The organism is Enterobacter sp. T2, from assembly GCF_010692925.1.
GTDB classification, from domain to species: Bacteria; Pseudomonadota; Gammaproteobacteria; order Enterobacterales; family Enterobacteriaceae; genus Enterobacter; species Enterobacter kobei.
In genome coordinates this window covers 655,351-675,857 of sequence record NZ_CP048736.1, presented here as the reverse complement: position 1 = coordinate 675,857, position 20,507 = coordinate 655,351, and the positions used below count along the sequence as shown (strand labels likewise).

At 55.3% G+C, this 20,507-nt stretch carries 18 protein-coding genes; 10 read left to right on the top strand and 8 right to left on the bottom strand.

Going from position 1 to position 20,507, the window contains the following annotated elements; genetic code table 11:
* The first annotated feature begins 221 nt into the window (after nt 1-221).
* Nucleotides 222-1,889, top strand: a complete 1,668-nt coding sequence (gene ettA / locus G0034_RS03225) for an energy-dependent translational throttle protein EttA (protein ID WP_014882470.1) — start codon at nt 222-224, stop codon at nt 1,887-1,889.
* A 126-nt stretch (nt 1,890-2,015) separates the two neighbouring features.
* Here the strand turns inward: ettA and G0034_RS03220 are convergent, their stop codons facing one another.
* Nucleotides 2,016-2,915, bottom strand: coding sequence for a LysR family transcriptional regulator (locus G0034_RS03220; RefSeq protein ID WP_179120511.1), 900 nt, complete (start codon nt 2,913-2,915; stop codon nt 2,016-2,018).
* 109 nt (nt 2,916-3,024) lie between these two features.
* Between G0034_RS03220 and G0034_RS03215 the strand changes: the two genes are divergently transcribed.
* Entirely contained in the window at nt 3,025-4,026 is a 1,002-nt protein-coding gene (locus G0034_RS03215; RefSeq protein ID WP_063666895.1) for a zinc-binding alcohol dehydrogenase family protein, read from the top strand.
* Between the two features lie 53 nt (nt 4,027-4,079).
* Here the strand turns inward: G0034_RS03215 and nadR are convergent, their stop codons facing one another.
* The 3 genes from nadR to serB form a co-directional block, all read right to left on the bottom strand.
* Complete coding sequence (gene nadR / locus G0034_RS03210) at nt 4,080-5,312, bottom strand: multifunctional transcriptional regulator/nicotinamide-nucleotide adenylyltransferase/ribosylnicotinamide kinase NadR (protein ID WP_006810194.1); 1,233 nt, start codon at nt 5,310-5,312, stop codon at nt 4,080-4,082.
* A gap of 35 nt (nt 5,313-5,347) precedes the next feature.
* Nucleotides 5,348-6,733, bottom strand: a complete 1,386-nt coding sequence (gene radA / locus G0034_RS03205; protein WP_179120510.1) for a DNA repair protein RadA — start codon at nt 6,731-6,733, stop codon at nt 5,348-5,350.
* A 74-nt stretch (nt 6,734-6,807) separates the two neighbouring features.
* Entirely contained in the window at nt 6,808-7,776 is a 969-nt protein-coding gene (serB, locus tag G0034_RS03200; protein ID WP_008502066.1) for a phosphoserine phosphatase, read from the bottom strand.
* Nucleotides 7,777-7,893: 117 nt separating this feature from the next.
* Between serB and G0034_RS03195 the strand changes: the two genes are divergently transcribed.
* The 8 genes from G0034_RS03195 to G0034_RS03160 all read left to right on the top strand — a co-directional run bounded on the left by G0034_RS03195 (nt 7,894) and on the right by G0034_RS03160 (nt 16,073).
* On the top strand, nt 7,894-8,538 hold the full coding sequence (locus tag G0034_RS03195) for a YtjB family periplasmic protein (RefSeq protein WP_014882466.1): 645 nt from the start codon (nt 7,894-7,896) through the stop codon (nt 8,536-8,538).
* Nucleotides 8,539-8,577: 39 nt separating this feature from the next.
* Nucleotides 8,578-9,594, top strand: a complete 1,017-nt coding sequence (gene lplA, locus G0034_RS03190) for a lipoate--protein ligase (RefSeq protein WP_032637539.1) — start codon at nt 8,578-8,580, stop codon at nt 9,592-9,594.
* Nucleotides 9,595-9,828: 234 nt separating this feature from the next.
* Nucleotides 9,829-10,539 (top strand): DUF1120 domain-containing protein, encoded by a 711-nt coding sequence (locus G0034_RS03185; protein ID WP_014882464.1) that lies wholly within the window; start codon nt 9,829-9,831, stop codon nt 10,537-10,539.
* A 239-nt stretch (nt 10,540-10,778) separates the two neighbouring features.
* A complete protein-coding gene (locus G0034_RS03180) occupies nt 10,779-11,495 on the top strand; it encodes a DUF1120 domain-containing protein (protein ID WP_179120509.1) in 717 nt (238 codons plus the stop codon).
* Nucleotides 11,496-11,564: 69 nt separating this feature from the next.
* Nucleotides 11,565-12,266: a fimbria/pilus chaperone family protein gene (locus G0034_RS03175; protein ID WP_023332040.1), complete on the top strand. Its 702-nt coding sequence runs from the start codon at nt 11,565-11,567 to the stop codon at nt 12,264-12,266.
* 45 nt (nt 12,267-12,311) lie between these two features.
* Nucleotides 12,312-14,702, top strand: a complete 2,391-nt coding sequence (locus G0034_RS03170; RefSeq protein WP_240512288.1) for a fimbrial biogenesis usher protein — start codon at nt 12,312-12,314, stop codon at nt 14,700-14,702.
* Complete coding sequence (locus tag G0034_RS03165; protein ID WP_179120508.1) at nt 14,699-15,256, top strand: DUF1120 domain-containing protein; 558 nt, start codon at nt 14,699-14,701, stop codon at nt 15,254-15,256. The genes G0034_RS03170 and G0034_RS03165 overlap by 4 nt, the downstream gene beginning before the upstream one ends.
* A 112-nt stretch (nt 15,257-15,368) precedes the next feature.
* Complete coding sequence (locus G0034_RS03160; protein ID WP_023332037.1) at nt 15,369-16,073, top strand: DUF1120 domain-containing protein; 705 nt, start codon at nt 15,369-15,371, stop codon at nt 16,071-16,073.
* A 42-nt stretch (nt 16,074-16,115) separates the two neighbouring features.
* On the opposite strand, the gene deoD is transcribed toward G0034_RS03160, so the two are convergent.
* The 4 genes from deoD to deoC all read right to left on the bottom strand — a co-directional run bounded on the left by deoD (nt 16,116) and on the right by deoC (nt 20,427).
* Nucleotides 16,116-16,835 (bottom strand): purine-nucleoside phosphorylase, encoded by a 720-nt coding sequence (gene deoD / locus G0034_RS03155; protein WP_014882458.1) that lies wholly within the window; start codon nt 16,833-16,835, stop codon nt 16,116-16,118.
* Nucleotides 16,836-16,938: 103 nt separating this feature from the next.
* Entirely contained in the window at nt 16,939-18,162 is a 1,224-nt protein-coding gene (deoB, locus tag G0034_RS03150; RefSeq protein ID WP_179120507.1) for a phosphopentomutase, read from the bottom strand.
* Nucleotides 18,163-18,215: 53 nt separating this feature from the next.
* Complete coding sequence (gene deoA, locus G0034_RS03145) at nt 18,216-19,538, bottom strand: thymidine phosphorylase (RefSeq protein WP_023332036.1); 1,323 nt, start codon at nt 19,536-19,538, stop codon at nt 18,216-18,218.
* A 109-nt stretch (nt 19,539-19,647) separates the two neighbouring features.
* Nucleotides 19,648-20,427: a deoxyribose-phosphate aldolase gene (gene deoC, locus G0034_RS03140; RefSeq protein WP_023310320.1), complete on the bottom strand. Its 780-nt coding sequence runs from the start codon at nt 20,425-20,427 to the stop codon at nt 19,648-19,650.
* Nucleotides 20,428-20,507: the final 80 nt, after the last annotated feature.

The following is a 20,507-nucleotide window of genomic DNA, read 5'->3' as shown; positions in this document are numbered from 1 at the left end:
TTCCCCATTGTTTTTTCGTCAATTGCAGCGTCTTGCCACGTCAAAGTCACACCAACTTATGCTAACCAGGCATCCTGCAACGCGCCACGTTATGGACACTTTTTTACCTTTCTTGCGCGTTTTAACACTCCCGACGTTCCTGGCTGGGATTAGGGCGTGAAAAAGGCTACACTTCGAGGCTGAAATTCCTTCTCATTACGATAAAAGAGGCGAAGTCCAACGTGGCTCAATTCGTTTATACCATGCATCGTGTCGGCAAAGTTGTCCCGCCGAAACGTCATATTCTTAAAAATATCTCGCTGAGCTTCTTCCCGGGCGCAAAAATTGGTGTTCTGGGTCTCAACGGTGCCGGTAAGTCCACCCTGCTGCGCATCATGGCCGGCATCGATACAGACATCGAAGGTGAAGCCCGTCCGCAGCCTGGCATCAAGATCGGCTACCTGCCGCAGGAACCTCAGCTGAACCCGGAACACACCGTTCGTGAATCCGTTGAAGAAGCGGTTTCCGAAGTGGTTAACGCCCTGAAAGGTCTGGATGAAGTGTATGCCAAATATGCCGAGCCGGATGCAGACTTCGACAAGCTGGCCGCTCAGCAGGGCAAGTTTGAAGAGATTATCCAGGCGCACGACGGTCATAACCTGAACGTGCAGCTGGAGCGCGCGGCCGATGCCCTGCGCCTGCCGGACTGGGATGCGAAAATCGCCAATCTTTCCGGGGGTGAACGCCGCCGCGTAGCGCTGTGCCGCCTGCTGCTGGAAAAACCAGACATGCTGCTGCTCGACGAACCCACCAACCACCTGGATGCGGAATCCGTGGCGTGGCTGGAACGCTTCCTGCACGACTTCGAAGGCACCGTGGTGGCAATTACCCACGACCGTTACTTCCTCGACAACGTCGCAGGCTGGATCCTGGAGCTGGACCGCGGTGAAGGTATTCCATGGGAAGGTAACTACTCCTCCTGGCTGGAGCAGAAAGATCAGCGTCTGGCGCAGGAAGCTTCTCAGGAAGCCGCGCGTCGTAAGTCTATCGAGAAAGAGCTGGAGTGGGTTCGTCAGGGTGCTAAAGGCCGTCAGTCTAAGGGCAAAGCCCGTCTGGCACGCTTTGAAGAGCTGAACAACACCGAATACCAGAAACGTAACGAGACCAACGAACTGTTTATTCCGCCTGGAGCACGTCTGGGGGATAAAGTGGTTGAAGTCACCAATCTGCGTAAGTCATACGGCGATCGCCTGCTGATTGACGATCTGACCTTCTCCGTACCAAAAGGGGCTATCGTCGGGATCATCGGTCCGAACGGCGCGGGTAAATCGACGCTGTTCCGCATGATGTCCGGTCAGGAGCAGCCTGACAGCGGCTCTATCACCCTGGGTGAAACCGTGAAGCTGGCGTCCGTTGACCAGTTCCGTGACGCGATGGATAACAGCAAAACCGTGTGGGAAGAAGTGTCCGGCGGTCTGGATATTATGCGTATCGGCAACACCGAGATGCCAAGCCGCGCTTACGTTGGCCGCTTCAACTTCAAAGGCACCGACCAGGGCAAACGCGTGGGCGAGCTGTCCGGCGGTGAGCGCGGTCGTCTGCACCTGGCGAAGCTGCTGCAGGTTGGCGGTAACGTACTGCTGCTCGATGAACCGACCAACGACCTGGACATCGAAACCCTGCGCGCGCTGGAAAACGCCCTGCTGGAGTTCCCGGGCTGCGCGATGGTTATCTCGCACGACCGTTGGTTCCTTGACCGTATCGCGACCCACATTCTGGACTACCAGGATGAAGGGAAAGTGGAGTTCTTTGAAGGTAACTTCACCGAATACGAAGAGTACAAGAAACGCACGCTGGGCGCTGACGCGCTGGAGCCGAAGCGTATTAAGTACAAGCGTATTGCGAAATAAAAGCAAAACGGCAACTTCGGTTGCCGTTTTTAGTATTTGTTCCCTATCCCCGTGGGAGAGGGCCAGGTGAGGGCATCAGGCCGCACAGTTCGTAGGCCGGGTAAGCGTCAGCGCCACCCGGCTTTTTTATTTGTCCACGTAATACCGCTTCACCTCGTCAAACTGTATCGCAAAGTCGATATAGCTCATCAGCGCAGGCGAGTTCAGCTTGCGGCTCGGATAAGCCAGCCACAAATCATTCCCCTCGACGTTCCATTCAGGCAGCACCTTCACCAGCGCCCCTGTCTCAATCTTATCTTCCAGAAGAAAGGCGGGTAACAGCGTGATCCCGGCGCCAGCAATCGCACATTCACGGGCGTACACCAGGTTATCCGTCATGTGGGCGTTATCCGGCAGGTAGCGGTAATCATCACTCTCGCTTCGCAGCAGCCACTCAGACCAGGCTTTGTGGATAATGCAGCGGTGCTCCACCAGCTGGCGGGGATGGATTAACGGCTCCCGACGCGCCAGATAGTCGGGTGAAGCCAGCATATAGCGCGGACAATGTCCGATCATCCGGCCAATCAGGGAGGAGTCCTGCGGCTTACCGGTACGCAGCGCCACGTCAAAGCCGGACTCGACCAGATCCACCACATCATCAGAGATCGACACGTCCAGCGACACGTCAGGATAGCGAAGCTGGAATTCGGCATTCATATGCGCCAGCAGCGTCGCACCAATCCCCGCCGGGCAGGTGATGCGCAGCCGCCCGCTCGGGTTTTCGCGTAGCCGCTGAATGGCATACTCCGCCCGCTCGCTGGCCGCCAGCATTTCGCGACAGTGCACCAGATAATGCTCGCCTGCAAAAGTCAGGCTGATTCTGCGCGTCGTGCGGTTGAGCAGGCGTATTCCTACCTGCTGCTCCAGCTGGCTTATTCGCTGGCTGACGCTGGATTTTGGCAGTTCAGCCTTCTGTGCCGCAGCAGTAAAGCTGCCCATCTCGGCCACCAGCGCAAACAGCGCCATATCCTGAAGCTGTTTAAACATGATTGTTCATCCTGTGAGAACACTTCGTTCTTGATTGTCCATCTTATCATGCAGCTGACCACTTAATAGACTAGCCTCAACAAAACGCATGCCATTGAGGAGTCCATCCATGTCAGTTAAAGCCATTGCCGTTAATCCTGCGAATCCCGGCACGTTCATTGAAATCGCCCCGCCGATGCCGCAGCCCGGCGAGCACGATCTGCTTGTCGAAGTGAAAGCCGTGTCTGTTAACCCGGTCGACACCAAGGTGCATGCAGGCATTGTCAAAAACGGGCTGAACGAGCCGCGCATTCTCGGGTGGGATGCCAGCGGTATCGTAACAGCCGTGGGAACGGCCGTTACGGGATTTAAACCCGGTGACGAAGTGTGGTACGCGGGGGATATCACTCGTCCGGGCAGCAATACCACCCATCAGCTGATCGATGCGCGTATTGTCGGGCACAAACCTGCCAGCCTTGGCTGGGCGGCAGCAGCCGCATTGCCGTTGACCGCGCTGACCGCCTGGGAAGGGTTGTTCGAACGGCTGAACATTCAGGATGCGGACGCGGATAAAACGCTGTTGATTATTGGCGGCGCGGGCGGCGTGGGCTCGCTGGCGATCCCGTTTGCAAAGCACAACAGCAAGGTGAACATCATCGCGACAGCATCAAGAGAAGATTCCGCCCGGTGGTGCCGCGAGCGCGGTGCGGATCGGGTCGTGAACTACCGCGACCTGAAAGGTGAGCTGGCAAAACAGGGTATCACTTATGTGGATTATATTTTCATCCTCAATGACACCGACGGCCACTGGGATGCCGTCAGCGAACTGATCGCACCGCAGGGGCACATCTGCTCCATCGTTGAGAACGCGCATCCGCTGAACCAGGATAAGCTGAAATCGAAATCCGCCGCCCTGCACTGGGAGTTTATGTACACCCGCAGCATGTACCAGACCGCTGATATGGCGCGTCAGGGCGAGATCTTAAACGAGGTTGCAAAGCTGGTGGACAACGGCGTGGTGGAAAGCTCGCTCAGCGAAACGCTTCACGGACTGAGCGTGGAAAGCATTACCGAGGCGCACCGCAAAGTGCTGGAGGGACATATGCGAGGGAAAGTGGTGGTTGCGTTCTGAGGGGTAATCGTTCCCTCTCCCCTTTGGGGAGAGGGTTAGGGTGAGGGGTAAGATTAACCCTGCTCCCCCATCATCTCCTTCACCAGCTCGACGCAGCGCAGGAAACGGGAGTCGTAGTCCGACTCTTCAACATGCACAAACTCAACGTTGTTTTCGTTGAGCATCTCCACCAGCATGGACTGGAACTCGCGCCTGTCTACGGAGCTGCCGAGACTGCGCATGCCATCAGCGACCCATGGCGTGTTGTTTTCCAGCAGGATCACCAGGTCAAAGCGGTATTCGTCAATCAGCGCCTGCACGAACGGGTGCTCGCGCCCTTCGTACTTTTTACAGAACGCCTGCGTGGTGACGAAATCGGTATCAATAAACGCCACTTTGTTGGCATATTTGACCGCAAAATCAATGTACTGGGCGTGTCCTAGCGCGATTTTATCGTAGTCGGAATACTGCAGCGCCATCTCGTCACCGCCGAGGTGCGAGAAAACGTAATCGCGGCCATACTCCCACGCACTGGTCGTGTTGAAGATATTCGCCAGCTTATTAACGAGAGTGGATTTTCCGCTTGACTCACCGCCCAGGATCGCAACGGTACGTACAAAGAAGGGCTTTACCTCGGTCGGGATATAATCCCAGTAGCGGAACGGGTTTTCGCGGATCTGCGCCCCGCTGATGTTCATGAAGGTCCGTTTCGGATCGATCAGCACCGTCTCGATGCCCAGATGCTCGCGGAACTGCGGCGCGTCGGACTCTTCAGAGGTGTAGATCCAGTTAGGCGCAATGCCCTTCTCTTCCATAAACGCTTTGATGCCGTTGCTCCACACGTCCCAGCCGTGCGGATAGGGCTCCATGCCCTCTTCGTTAAAAGCATGAATGCGAATGTTTTTCTGGTACTTAAAGGTCTGGAGCAGCCAGCGCAGGCGGTCAGGCACCGTCGGCTGCTGCGACATGGCGCTGTCCTCGAACAGCTGGCGGTCACGGGTTTCATCGTACCCCATAATGATGTGCAGCTCGTCCACCTGGCTACAGGCGCGCTGAATCAGGTAGATGTGACCAGTATGCAGCGGGTAAAACTTGCCAAACACCACGCCGATGTTCTTTTGCATACGGGGAAATTCAAGTCCCAGGAAACGGTGCAGCGCTTCGAGCTTCTGCGCGCTGGGGCTTTTGATTTTGGCGTTCAGCAACTGGCTTAAGTAGCCTTTGGTCATACCGCTGGCGTCCGCCACCTGCTGCAACGTGCAGCCTTTCTGGCGGATTGCGGTTTTGATGTAGTCAAATGATGACATAAATTACGGTGCCTCCTGCAAAATCGAATACGTAATTATAAGTCGTCAAAGACATTTAACGCATCTGCGAGTTTCTTAACGCCAAAAACCTGCATCCCTTCGGGGATTTTTTTCGGCACGTTAGCGGCGGGCACAATCGCGCGGCGGAAGCCGTGTTTTGCCGCTTCGGAGATACGCTCCTGGCCGCTCGGCACCGGACGGATCTCTCCTGCCAGGCCAACCTCGCCAAACACCACCAGATCCTGCGGCAGCGGCCTGTCGCGCAGGCTGGAGACCATCGCCAGCAGCAACGCCAGGTCCGCGCTGGTTTCCGAGACCTTCACCCCGCCCACCACGTTCACGAAGACGTCCTGATCCGCCATCTGCAGACCACCGTGACGGTGCAGCACCGCCAGCAGGATCGCCAGACGGTTCTGTTCCAGACCCACCGCCACGCGACGCGGGTTGCCCATCATCGAGTGATCCACCAGCGCCTGGATTTCAACCAGCAGCGGGCGCGTTCCTTCCCACAGCACCATGACCGAACTGCCAGAGGTGACTTCGTCGCCACGGCTCAGGAAGATGGCCGACGGGTTGCTGACCTCACGCAGCCCCTGCTCCGTCATGGCAAAAACACCTAATTCATTCACCGCGCCAAAACGGTTTTTATGGCTGCGCAGGGTGCGGAAGCGGGAATCCGCGTCGCCGTCGAGCATCACCGAGCAGTCGATACAGTGTTCGAGCACTTTTGGCCCGGCCAGGGAACCGTCTTTCGTCACATGGCCGACCATCACAATCGCCACGCCGCGCGTTTTGGCGAAGCGTGTCAGGTAGGCCGCGGTTTCGCGCACCTGCGCCACGCTGCCCGGCGAGGACTGAATGTCCGCCATGTGCATCACCTGAATGGAGTCGATCACCATCAGCTTCGGCTGCTCTTCTTCGGCGATCATGCAGATCTGCTCAATGCTGGTTTCCGACAGCATATTCAGGTTGCCGGTTGGCAGGCCCAGGCGGTGCGCACGCATCGCAACCTGCTGGAGTGATTCTTCCCCCGTGACGTAAAGGGTTTTCATCTGCTCGGTGAGCTTGCAAAGCGTTTGCAGCAGCAGGGTCGATTTACCCGCTCCGGGGTTACCGCCGATCAGAATCGCACTGCCCGGCACCACGCCGCCGCCAAGCACGCGGTCAAACTCTTTAAACCCGGTGGAGAAGCGCGGTAACGCTTCCAGGCTGATGTCTGAAAGCTTTTGCACCTTCGACACGCCTGCATTGCCCGCATAGCCGCTCAGGCGTTCGTTGCGGGCCACACTCGGCGAAGCCGCCACACCACGCACTTCGGTGATGGTGTTCCAGGCATGACAGGCGCTGCATTGCCCCTGCCAGCGCGGATAATCCGCACCACATTCATTACAGACAAATGCGCGTTTTGGAGCTTTCGCCACGGTGTACCTCGTTATTTCTGTGCGGACTGCGTGCCGGGTAGCGCTTACGCTTACCCGGCCTACAAAGCAGACCGTTATTTCTGATTAAGGCTGCCAGAAAGGATGCAGAACACCCCCATCAGGTCAGCATGACGGATAGTCACTTCCGTCTTTTCGTTCACTTTTGGCTTGGCATGGTAGGCAATGCCAAGACCAGCAGCTTTGATCATCGGCAGGTCGTTCGCACCGTCCCCGATGGCGACGGTCTGGACCACCGGGATTTCATATTTTTCGGCCAGACGGGTCAGGGTGTTAGCTTTGTACTGCGCATCCACGATGTCACCAATCACCTGTCCGGTCAGCTTGCCGTCCATAATTTCCAGTTCGTTGGCCACCACGGTGGTCAAATGCAGTTTCTCGCGCAGATAATCCGCGAAGAAGGTGAAGCCACCGGAGGCAATCGCCACCTTCCAGCCAAGGGACTGCAGCTTCAGCACCAGTTGCGTCAGTCCTGGCATCAGCGGCAGCACATCACGCACCTGGCGCAGGATGTTAGCATCGGCCCCTTTTAGGGTCGCCACGCGCTGTCTCAGGCTGGCGGTGAAATCCAGCTCGCCGCGCATCGCACGTTCAGTGACTTCCGCCACCAGCTCACCGCTGCCTGCCAGTTTAGCAATCTCGTCAATACACTCGATCTGAATAGCGGTGGAGTCCATGTCCATGACCAGCAGACCCGGCGTTTTCAGGTGCGGAATTTTACCGAGCGGGGCAACGTCCAGCCCTGCGTCATGCGCCAGACGCGTGGCACGCTGCGTCAGAGAACCCGCCAGGCGGATAACCTGGTAATCTTCTACGCACCAGGCGGCGACGATGACCATTGCCGCACCCAGTTTGGTTTGATACTGGGTCAGGCGTTGCTTATCCAGGCCGCGTCCATACAGCAGCCAGCCGCTACGGCCAGCGTGGTAATCCAGAGGCATCACCTCATCGCCACTTAACGAGAGCGGCAATCCTGGCCATAAAGAGACATCCGTTGGCAGGTCACACCAGGTAATGTTCGGCATCAAAGCTCCTGTAATTTCGTTCGCGCCGGAAGGTTCCAGAGGGAAAATAACGCATGAGGCTACCCTGTAACCATCACTTCTGGCAACATTAAGCCCTAAATTTTCAGCAGGTGGAATATGGCTCGCGCAAAACTGAAATTCCGGCTTCATCGCGCCGTGATTGTCCTTTCCTGTCTCGCACTGTTAGTGGCATTGATGCAAGGGGCATCGTGGTTTAGCCAGAATCATCAACGGCAGCGTAACCCGCAGTTTGAAGAGCTGGCCCGCACGCTGGCGCGTCAGGTGACCCTTAACGTCGCCCCCTATATGCGCACCGAGACGCCGGACGATAAGCGCATCGGCCAGATCCTGCGTCAGCTTACGGAAAACAGCCGCATTCTCGATGCGGGCGTGTACGATGAAAAAGGCGACCTGATTGCCCGCGCCGGTGAGCACGTCGACGTGCGCGACAGGCTGGCGCTGGACGGCAAAAAAGCCGGAGGCTATTTCAACCAGCAGCTCGTCGAACCTGTTCAGGGAAAAAATGGCCCGCTGGGCTATCTGCGCCTGACGCTCGACACTCACACCCTGCCGACCGAAGCCAAGCAGGTGGATAACACCACCAATATTCTGCGCCTGATGTTATTACTCTCACTGGCGATTGGCGTGGTGCTGGCGCGCACGCTGCTGCAGGGTAAGCGCACCCGATGGCAACAGTCGCCGTTCCTGCTGACTGCCAGCAAGTCGGTTCCGGAAGACGAAGAGAGCGAGAAGAAAGAATAGTGATAAAGTAGGCGGAGGATATGGAAAAGGAACTCTGCCATGACGACGTTACGCCTGCTTATCTCTGACTCTTACGATCCCTGGTTTAATCTCGCGGTGGAAGAGTGCATCTTCCGCCAGATGCCCGCCACCCAGCGAGTACTGTTTCTCTGGCGCAATGCCGACACGGTGGTGATTGGCCGCGCGCAAAACCCGTGGAAAGAGTGCAATACCCGCCGCATGGAAGAGGACCACGTCCGCCTGGCGCGCCGCAGCAGCGGCGGTGGAGCCGTGTTTCACGATCTGGGCAACACTTGCTTTACCTTTATGGCAGGCAAGCCGGAATACGACAAAAGCATCTCTACGTCGATTGTGCTGAACGCGCTGAATGCGCTCGGCGTAACCGCGGAGGCGTCAGGCCGGAACGATCTGGTCGTCAAGACCCCCGAGGGCGACCGGAAGGTCTCCGGCTCAGCCTATCGCGAAACAATGGATCGCGGGTTCCACCACGGCACTCTGCTGCTGAATGCCGATCTCAGCCGGCTGGCTAACTACCTCAATCCTGACAAGAAAAAGTTACAGGCTAAGGGCATTACCTCCGTACGCGGCCGCGTGGCGAATCTGGTGGAGCTTCTGCCGGGTATTACTCACGAGCAGATTTGCGACGCGATCCGTGAGGCCTTCTTTGCGCACTACGGCGAGCGTGTGGAGGCGGAAGTGATTTCCCCTGATAAAACGCCTGACCTGCCCAACTTCGCTGAAACCTTTGCCCGCCAGAGCAGCTGGGAGTGGAACTTCGGCCAGGCACCGGCGTTTTCACATCTGCTGGATGAGCGTTTTACCTGGGGCGGCGTGGAGCTGCACTTTGACGTGGAGAAAGGTCATATTACCCGCACACAAATTTTTACGGATAGTCTTAACCCGGCACCGCTGGAAGCGTTGGCGTCACGCCTGCAGGGCTGTGTATACCGTCCCGATATGCTGCAACATGTGTGCGACGGGTTGCTTGAACATTATCCGGAACAAGAGCGGGAACTTCGGGAATTGTCGGCGTGGATCGCTCAGGCGATAAAATAATTCTCGCCCCCGGTTAAGAAGAGAAAATAGCTTCCTCCGTTCTTATCCTGCCGGAATGTGTAAATACAACCGTGAATGTATTTACACATTTTAATAAAACTCAATTCAGAGATTAGAAATACTCATTACAGAAATAACAATAACCATTAATAGAATCCCTGCGCTTGCATTTCAGCAAGTTAATGACTTCACGGAAATTTATACATTTATTTTATTAATGGTTAAGGAATAACAATGAAAAAGCTTCTTCTCGCAACGCTGATTGCGATGACCTCTTCGGCTGCATTCGCCGAAGGCAGCATCGTCATGAAGGTTCAGGGCAAGATGAACCATGCATCCTGTACGCCGGAACTCAGTAACGGCGGATCGATTGATTTTGGCACAATCGCGCTGGACCAGCTTTCTCCAACCCAGACCAACCAGATGGGTCATAAAGATATGTCTCTGACGATCAATTGCCCGTCAGCGACTAAAGTGGCATGGAGTATTGCTGATAACAAAGAAGATTCCAATGCGGCGACCTACCTGAACTCCAGCGAGTTTTACATTCGTGACGCCACAGACAATGGTGGGGACGTTTACGGTTCAGGTACCACCTACGGCGTAGGTACCACCGCTGCTGGCGATAAAATTGGCGCCTATGCAATCAGTACCCGTATCAATGAGATCACCGCTAACGGTGTGCCTGCTCAGGCGATCTTTGCGCCAAACTTCCTCAACAGCAAAGGCGAATATATGTGGCGTAACCTGGCCACCGGTGTGATTGCCAACGGTAACGCCGAGATCATGACCGCTACCAGACCAGGTTATACCGCACCGCTGGCCATCACCAGCGTTGTCTACCCGTTCAAAGTCTCTCTGGCCATTGTTAACACTGACCGTCTGACCACCACAGACGAAGCGCAGCTGAGCGGCGAAACCACCATCACTCTGGTTTATCTCTAACAGATAAAAACGCGTGACTCAACGGCGGATATTTCCGCCGTTTCTGCATAAAACATACGTTCAGAAATGTTTAATCGACATTATAAAATCTCAATACTGTCGTAAGAAAATCTAACTATTTAATGCGTTGATTCGTTAATAGAATCGGCCGCGACTCTTATGCCAGAAATTATCTTTTGGCAAGATTCATTCAAATTAAAAATATCCGAATTATCTCTTTCTATGGTTAAGGAATAACAATGAAAAAGTGCCTTCTCGCCACCGTTATCATGATGGCGGCGACAGCAGTTTATGCCGAACCTACTGCAATGTTAAAAGTTCACGGTACGCTGACCAGCGCAGGCTGCGTTCCTGAAATTAGCAACGGCGGCGTGGCCGATTTTGGCGAAGTGGGTCTGGACTCACTCTCCTCCGGTGTGGCTTATCAGGCTGGGCATAAAGATGTCACTCTGACCATCACATGTCAGTCTGCGACCCGCGTCGGCTGGACAATCAAAGATGACCGCAAAGACTCAAACGCGGGCGCACATAAAACGTCAAGCGAGTTCCATGTGGATAACGCTACCGCGAGCGGCGCGCAGGCATACGGCGATTACCAGCTCAACGGTGTCGGAAAAACCAGCGCTGGCGAAAGTATCGGTGCCTATTCAGTTTCAACTTACATGAACGCGGTCACTGCTGACGGTGCAACCGTTCAGCCTATCGCCGCAGCGATGTATACCGGCGGTACCATCAGCAGCAGAAGCTGGATCAACCTGTGGGCCACCGGCATCCTCACTAACGATGGTACCGACGTCATGACCGTTGCCAAAACCGGCGAACGCGCTCCGCTGGCCTTCACGACGGCGGCCTTCCCTCTGAAGATCGCGCTGGCGATTGCGCCAAGCAAAAATCTGCCCCTGACTGACAGGACCGACCTGGACGGTCAGTCCACAATCACGCTGGTTTATCTGTAACCCGCATTCACGACGCTAAACTCCCCGCTCAGGCGGGGAGTTTTAACCCATTGTTCAATATCAATATTCATGGAAAGAATTGTGAAAATTTCTCCTTTGGTCTGCGCTCTTTTTCTCACCCTTCCAGCGACAGTCTATGCTGCAGGCATGGTGCCAGAAACCACACTGCTGATGATTGATGAAGCCAACCACGGCGGTGTCATGAGTGTGAAAAACACGGACTCCATCCCCACCCTGCTTTATACCTCCATTAACGACATCGAGGGGGAGAATGGGGTCAAGCTCAACGTCACTCAGCCGGTTGTACGCCTTGAGCCAGGCCAGGAACAGCAGGTGCGCTTTATTCTTGAAACCAAAGAACCGCTGACCGTTGAACATTATAAACGCGTGATTTTTGAAGGCATTCCGCCTAAAACCAAAGATAAAAACGTTAAAGTCGGTATCAATCTTCGTCAGGATTTACCGGTGTTGATCCATCCTAAAAATCTTCCTGTTGTCACGGATGCATGGAAATTACTGACCTGGTCCGTACAAGAGAAAGAGGTTCAGGTCCGTAATACCTCGCCGTACGTTGTACGTTTTTCCACATCAGTGACGCTACTGCCTTCCCACACCGAGGGAGTGGTTAATAAAACCTTTATCCTGCCGGGTGAGACCATGAAGGTGCAGACAAATACCCCGATCGGTAGCGGCGATAATGCCGTCGAGTTCAACCCTGCCAGTCGCTACGGGATTGAAGTGGACAAGTACACTGCCGCGCTTACACGCTGATATCACAGGGAATTTTTAGTGATACCGCGCGCTTTGCAAAACACGATGCGTCGAACAGCAGTGGCGGTCGCTTTTCTGCCGTCGTCGGCGCTGCATGCATCCGATCTGGATTTCAATACCGATATACTGGCCTCGCGGGGAATCAGTACTAATCTCGCCCATTACTTCTCTGATGCACAACGCTACCTGCCCGGCCAGCATGCCGTGCAGGTCAAAATTAACGGCGTTGAGAAGGGGAGCCTGGCCATTCGGGTTGGAGAAGAAGGGCAGCTTTGCATTGATGATGACTTCACCCGTGCAGCTGGCCTTCTGCCATTGAATATCGGCGAAAAAGAGAAATGTCATAACCTGCTGAAAGATTACCCTTCCGCGACGGTAACGCTTCTACCGAATACCGAATCACTGGAGATTTTCGTTCCCGCAGAGGCAATGGACACTGGATTTTATGCCGCGAAATATTACTCGCACGGCGGTGTTGCGGGCTTAATCAACTATAGCGCCTTCAGTAACATTAACGAGTACGGCTCGGGCGGGAGCAGCCGTTATGCCCAGGGAAATTTGGGGGCAGGCATTAACCTTGCGAACTGGACGCTGCGCAGCAATTTCATTTTGACGGATGACAACGGGACTCGCAGCACAGAGAACCTGTACACATACGCTGAACACGTTTTTGAAGAGCGGAAAATGCGGGCGCAGGTTGGGCAGATCAACGTCAATTCGGCCCTGTTTAGCGGCGCGCAAATCACCGGCGTGCAGCTGATGCCTGAAACCGGCCTTCAGCCTAATATCCAGGCCACTGAGGTGTCGGGAATTGCCCGGACGAATCAGGCCCGCGTAGAGGTTCGCCAGTCGGGACAGCTGATCTACTCTTCCCTGGTCAACGCAGGCCCTTTCTCCCTGACGGACGTGCCCCTGGTGCGCGGAAATGTCGATCTTGACGTCAGCGTGGTGGAAACGGACGGTTCGACAACCCAATTTACCGTTCCCTCTTCCGCCCTCAATATACAGGGAAGTAACCGTGCCGAAGGGTTAAACCTCTCTCTCGGACGGGTTCGCGACAGCGGGGATGAGTCAAGTACGCCCTGGGTATTTACGCTCTCTGACGGAACGATGCTGAACACGCGCATGTCCGCCGTAGCCGCCGGCGTACTGGCAGAAAAATATCAGGCTACCGGTGCCAAACTCGACGTTTCCATCAACGAAAACTGGGCGATCTCACCGAGCTTTTTACTGAGCCAGTCCCACTTTTACGATCGACTGAAAGGCAGCAAGGCTGAACTTAGCAGCAATATCTTACTGCCCGCCCAGCTGACGATGGGGGTAAGTGCGTCCCAGTTCAGTGGCGGCTTCCGCGAACTCACGGAAGCCATGGATGAAGAGGCGCAGACCTACGAAAATAACTGGAACGCCAGCCTCACCTGGAACAATGAGTACATTGGCGCGATCTCAATGCAATACAGCGTGAATTCCGGTGATGAAAACAGCGGTGATTCACGCTATCTGATGGCTTCCTGGAGTAAAAGTCTCGGGCGTACCTCGCTGTCCGTAAACTGGCAGCATGCCATGAGCAATAGTGATACCCAGAACCAGAGCAGCACCAGCCGCGATGACGATCTCTTTTATGTCAGCCTGATCGTTCCTTTTGGCGAGGATCGCGTCAGTACCTACATGCGCGCTCAGGGGGAAAAACAAAATTATGGCGTTCAGGAAAGCGGCTCTATCGGTCAAAACCTTAACTACAACGTCTCTGCAGACCGCGATAATCAGGATAAGAGTAACGCCTTTAACGGCAATATCACCACCAATCTTCACTATACGCAGCTCGGTTTATCCGCTGGCCTGAATGACGGCAATCAGCATAACTACAGCGCATCCTTAAACGGTGGCGTAGCGCTGCATCGTCATGGCATGACGTTTTCGCCCTATCCGGTAAAAGAGACATTCGGCATCGCCCGGTTAAGCGAACCGGAAAGCGGTATTGAAATCACCACCCCCGATGGAACCGTCTGGACAGATCGCTGGGGACAGGCCGTGGTTCCCGGACTTCGGGAATGGCAAAAATCGCAAATAGTGATTAATGCCAGCTCGCTACCTCAGGGAATGGATTTATCAAACGGTATTCAGACCGTCTCCGCCGCGTATGGCTCTTTTGCGCTGATCGATTTCAACGTGCTGAATACGCGTCGCGTCATGCTGGACGTCAAGCGAGTCAACGGGTCATGGCTGGAAAAAGGGCTGAGCGTGGTGGATCAGGACGGTAACTATATTGTCAGCGTAATGGATAACGGCAGCGTATTTATTCCCGATGCGTCGGATACGCCTGCGCTTTATGTGGTGGACGACAATTTAACCAAACTCTGCCAGATCGCTTACACCCTGAAAGACGAAAAAGATAAAGACGCCTATTACGAAAAAGCAGAAGGAGTTTGCCAGTGAAAATAGTTAACGCAGTGCTCATCGGTGCAGCATCACTTTTTTCGTCCTATGTCGTGGCCGAAGCGTGTCAAATTACGCTGTCGCAACCGAACGTCTCCTTTGGCAGATTCAAACAGGATGACATTATCGCCTCGCGTAAAAACTGGAACCGCATGCCGGGCAAAGAGGTCACCGCCGCGGTTTTTTGCCCGCAGCCAAGGGTGATGGCGCTTTTTCTGCAATCTACGTCCGGCAGCAACGGGGGCGTTCTGTTTGGTCAGAAGAGCCGACTGGCGCTGGTTGCCAGCAATATTCTGGTCGATGGTCATCACTATAATCTGGTCAGGACCTCTGACCGGGTCTCGTTCACCTCTGCGGAAACCCCCAAGGAAAAAGTCTTTCTGAGGAATAATGACGGCATCCTTGCATATCAAAATGGCCTGCCGGTACGTGGCAAACAAATGAGTGTGACGATAAAAATTATACCTGTCATTAATGACGATCAGCTGCGCGGCATTCCAGATAATACCGAGCTGGAAAGCGCACTCGCCTGGGAGCTATTAACGACAGAGTAACGCATTCACCGCCGAATAGATTATTCGGGTGAAGAGAAAAGAAGAAAAATAAAGGCAAAACACGTGGATTCGTCCATTTATTTTAACGATATATCTATGTTAAGGAATAACCATGAAAAAGAGTCTCCTTGCCGCTGCGCTGGCGCTGACAGCGACCTGTGCTCATGCGGGAGATACGGCAGTGCTGAAAGTGAAAGCCTCACTGACCAGCAACTCCTGTACGCCGGAACTCAGCAACGATGGCGTGATTGACTTCGGTACCGTTCAGGTTGGCGATCTCTCGCAAACCCAGACCACGCAGCTAGGTGAAAAGGGTCTGACGCTGACTATCACCTGCCCTACCCCTACCAAAGTGGGCTGGAGTATTGCCGACAACCGTACGGATTCGAACGCCAGCACCGGAACCGACTCAAACCTGAAGGTGCAGAACGCCACGTCAAACGGCGGCGAACTGCGCGGCAGCATGACGACCTTTGGCCTTGGCAAAACGCACGATGGCAAGAATATCGGTGCCTATTCCATCTATACCAGCACGGGTGAAGTGACGGCAAACGGGGCGACGGTTGAACCGATTCGTACGGCAGTCACTGCTGGTGTGGGCATGAGTCGCTGGCAAAAAGCCAATGGTGGCACTATCGCCAATAAGGATCTGGGCTTAATGAGCGTCGCCTCTGCGGGCAAAACGGCCCCGATGGCGGTGACCAGCGTCTCTTTCCCGCTGAACATCTCGCTGGCAGTGGAAAACCTGAAGAAACTGTCTCTGACAGAAGATACCGAGTTTGATGGTCAGGCCACCATCAGCGTGGTGTACCTGTAAGTCACAGAAACCGGGCGGCTTTCGCCGCCCGGCAGCACAACATTACTCTTTATCGCCCAGCAGAACGGATTCCAGCGCGATTTTGATCATGTCGTTGAAGGTGGTCTGACGTTCAGCAGCGGTCGTCTGCTCGTGGGTACGGATGTGGTCAGAGACGGTGCAGATGGTGAGTGCTTTCGCACCGAATTCTGCCGCTACGCCGTAGATACCCGCCGCTTCCATCTCCACGCCGAGGATGCCGTACTTCTCCATCACGTCGAACATTTCACCGTCCGGGGAGTAGAACAGATCGGCAGAGAAGAGGTTGCCTACGCGCGCATCAACGCCCAGCGCTTTGGCCGCGTCCACCGCGTTACGCACCATGTCGAAGTCAGCAATCGCCGCGAAGTCATGATCCTTAAAGCGAATACGGTTCACTTTAGAATCTGTGCATGCGCCCATGCCGATAACCACATCACGCAGCTTAACATCCATGCGCACCGCGCCGCAGGATCCCACGCGGATGATTTTCTTCACGCCGAAATCAGTGATCAGCTCTTTGGTGTAGATAGAGCAGGATGGGATACCCATACCGTGGCCCATCACGGAGATTTTGCGGCCTTTATAGGTACCGGTGAAACCCAGCATGCCGCGCACGTTGTTCACTTCACGCACGTCTTCGAGGAAAGTTTCTGCAATGTGCTTCGCGCGCAGCGGGTCGCCCGGCATCAATACGACGTCAGCGAAATCACCCATTTCTGCGTTAATGTGAGGAGTTGCCATCTTCAGTTCCTTTTACATTGTTGTTTTTGCCGGGTGGCGGCTACGCCTTACCCGGCCTACAAAGCCGTAGGCCCGGTAAGCGAAGCGCCACCGGGCAATGACCTCAGAACATAGCCTTGCCATATTCCATGTCTGACGTACCAAAGTACTTCGCGAGGGTCTGGCCGATGTCTGCGAAGGTTTCACGGTGTCCCAGTGAACCTGGTTTGACTTTCGGTCCGTACACCAGCACCGGAATGTGCTCACGGGTGTGGTCGGTACCGGTCCAGGTTGGGTCACAGCCGTGGTCGGCAGTCAGGATCAGAATGTCATCTTCACCCACCAGCTCCATCAGCTTTGGCAGACGGCGGTCGAACAGTTCCAGACCGGCAGCATAGCCCGCGACGTCACGACGGTGCCCCCAGGAAGAGTCGAAGTCCACGAAGTTGGTGAAGACAATGGTCTTATCGCCCGCTTCTTTCATCTCTTTGATGGTGGCATCGAACAGCGCATCCAGACCGGTGGCTTTCACTTTTTTGGTGATGCCGCAGTTAGCGTAGATGTCTGCGATTTTACCCACGGACACCACGTGACCGTCTTTCTCGTCGACCAGTTTCTGCAGCACGGTAGGGGCCGGTGGCTCAACGGCCAGGTCGTGACGGTTACCGGTACGCTGGAAGTTACCTGCTTTATCGCCGATAAACGGACGGGCGATAACGCGACCAATGTTGTAGCCGCCTTCGGTCAGCTCTTCACGGGCGATTTCACACAGCTCGTAGAGTTTATCCAGGCCAAACGTCTCTTCGTGGCAGGCAATCTGGAAAACGGAGTCAGCGGAGGTGTAGAAAATCGGCTTGCCGGTTTTCATGTGCTCTTCGCCAAGCTGGTCCAGAATCACGGTGCCGGAAGAGTGGCAGTTACCGAGGTAGCCCGGCAGGTTGGCACGCTTCACCAGCTTATCGAGCAGCTCCTGCGGGAAGCTGTTCTCGTGATCGGAGAAATAACCCCAGTCGAAGAGGACCGGCACACCGGCGATTTCCCAGTGGCCAGACGGGGTATCTTTACCGGAAGAGAGCTCGTGAGCCCAGGCGTAGGCGCCCACCACTTCCGCGTTGCCGTCCATACCGGCTGCGATTTTACCGGTAGAACCTTCATGCGCTTTCACCAGACCGAGGCGGGTCAGGTTTGGCAAGGTCAGAGGGCCTTTACGACCGTTGTCCGCTTCGCCTTTCGCACAGGCTTCCGCGATGTGACCCATGGTATCGGAACCCACGTCACCAAAACGTTCTGCATCTTCGGTTGCGCCGATGCCGAATGAGTCCAGCACCATAATAAATGCACGTTTCATAATTGTTCTCCGTACGTAGTGCTTCATAAAAATTCGATCAGATCAGTATACCGCTATTCGGTGATACGGCGATAGACCGAAGGTGAGCTTTCTGGCGCTTTATCAGCAAGCGTAATGGCCGCTTTCACCGCCTTCGCCGCGTCCTGCCAGCTGGCTTCGTCTTTGGCGTGGATCACCGCCAGCGGACGTTGGCCATCAACGCTGTCGCCCAGACGGGCCATATCGGTAAAGCCGACGCTGTAATCAATGGTGTCTGACGCCTGACGACGACCGCCGCCCATCGAGACCACCGCCATACCCAGAGCACGGGTGTCCATTGCTGAGACAAAGCCCTCGCTGTCGGCATATACGGCTTTGCTGAGCGTCGCGGTTGGCAGGTATTTGGCGTAATTCTCAACGAAGTCGGTCGGGCCTTTTTGTGCGGCGACCATACGGCCAAAGATCTCTGCCGCTTTGCCGTTGTCCAGCACGGCCTGCAGTTTCGCGCGGGCTTCCGCCTCGTCTTTCGCCAGCTTGCCGGAGATCAGCATCTCTACACACAGCGCCATGGTCACGTCGAACAGGCGCGGGTTGCGGTATTCCCCCGTCAGGAACTGGACGGCTTCACGCACTTCGACCGCGTTACCGGCGCTGGAGGCCAGTACCTGGTTCATGTCAGTGAGCAGCGCGGTGGTGCGCACGCCTGCGCCGTTGGAGACGCCAACGATCGCTTCGGCGAGCTGGGCAGAAAGTTCATAGGTCGGCATAAAGGCACCGCTGCCCACCTTCACGTCCATCACCAGCGCGTCCAGCCCTTCTGCCAGCTTTTTCGCCAGAATAGAGGCGGTGATCAACGGAATGGAGTCAACGGTGGCGGTGATGTCGCGGGTCGCGTAGAAACGCTTGTCTGCCGGGGCAAGAGAGCTGGTCTGGCCGATAATTGCCACACCCACGTCTTTAATAATGTCGCGGAAGCGGTTGTCATCCGGGAAGATATCGAAGCCCGGAATGGCTTCCAGTTTGTCGAGCGTACCGCCGGTGTGGCCCAGACCGCGCCCGGAAATCATCGGGATGTAACCGCCACAGGCGGCCACCATTGGGCCCAGCATCAGGGAGGTCACGTCACCCACACCGCCGGTGGAGTGTTTGTCCACAATCGGGCCGTTAAGGTTAAGGCTTTTCCAGTCCAGAACGGTTCCTGAATCTCGCATCGCCATGGTCAGCGACACGCGCTCGGGCATCGACATATCGTGGAAGAAAATGGTCATCGCCAGAGCCGCAATCTGCCCTTCAGAGACGGTGTTATCACGAATGCCATTGATAAAGAAGCGGATCTCTTCGTCGCTTAATGCATGACCATCACGTTTTTTACGAATAATTTCTTGTGCGAGAAACACGGTAACCTCCATGCGGAATCGGGGGAATTGTGGCGGGTGGCGCTACGCTTACCCGCCCTACGACCCTGTAGGCCGGATAAGCAAAGCGTCATCCGGCATTGTCTGGCAATCAGTAGCTGCTTGCGCTCTTACCGTCGCCATGACCCAGCGCTTTCAGCAGGCTTGCCAGCAGGCTGGACGCACCGAAGCGGTAGTGACGGGAATCGGCCCAGTCGGCGCCGAACAGCTCGTCGGCAATCGCCAGGAACTGCTGCGCGTCTTCGGCAGTACGCACGCCGCCCGCAGGTTTGAAACCAACGGTTTTGGACACGCCCATATCGCGAATGACTTCCATCATGATGCGCGCGCTTTCCGGGGTCGCATTCACCGGTACTTTACCGGTGGAGGTTTTAATGAAATCCGCACCGGCTTTGATGGAGATTTCAGACGCTTTACGAATAAGCGCTTCTTCTTTCAGCTCGCCGGTTTCGATGATCACTTTCAGCAGCACGTTTGCCGCCGCGCACGCGTCTTTACAGGCTTTCACCAGGTCGAAGCCAACCTGCTCGTTACCGGCGATCAGCGCGCGGTACGGGAATACCACGTCAACTTCGTCTGCACCGTAAGCAATGGCCGCGCGGGTTTCTGCCAGCGCAATCTCGATATCGTCGTTGCCGTGCGGGAAGTTAGTTACGGTTGCAATGCGCACATCCGGCGTGCCCTGCTCTTTCAGCGTTTTGCGGGCAATCGGAATAAAGCGCGGGTAGATACAGATGGCTGCGGTGTTACCCACTGGCGTTTTCGCCTGATGGCACAGGGCGATGACTTTCTCATTGGTGTCGTCATCGTTCAGGGTAGTCAGGTCCATCAGTTTCAACGCGCGCAGGCTGCTTGCAGTTAAATCGGTCATAACATTCTCCAACGGCAGTGCCGTATCAATTTTACCTTGCGGGTCTGTGAGTATTTTAACATCCACCCGCATCCACACTT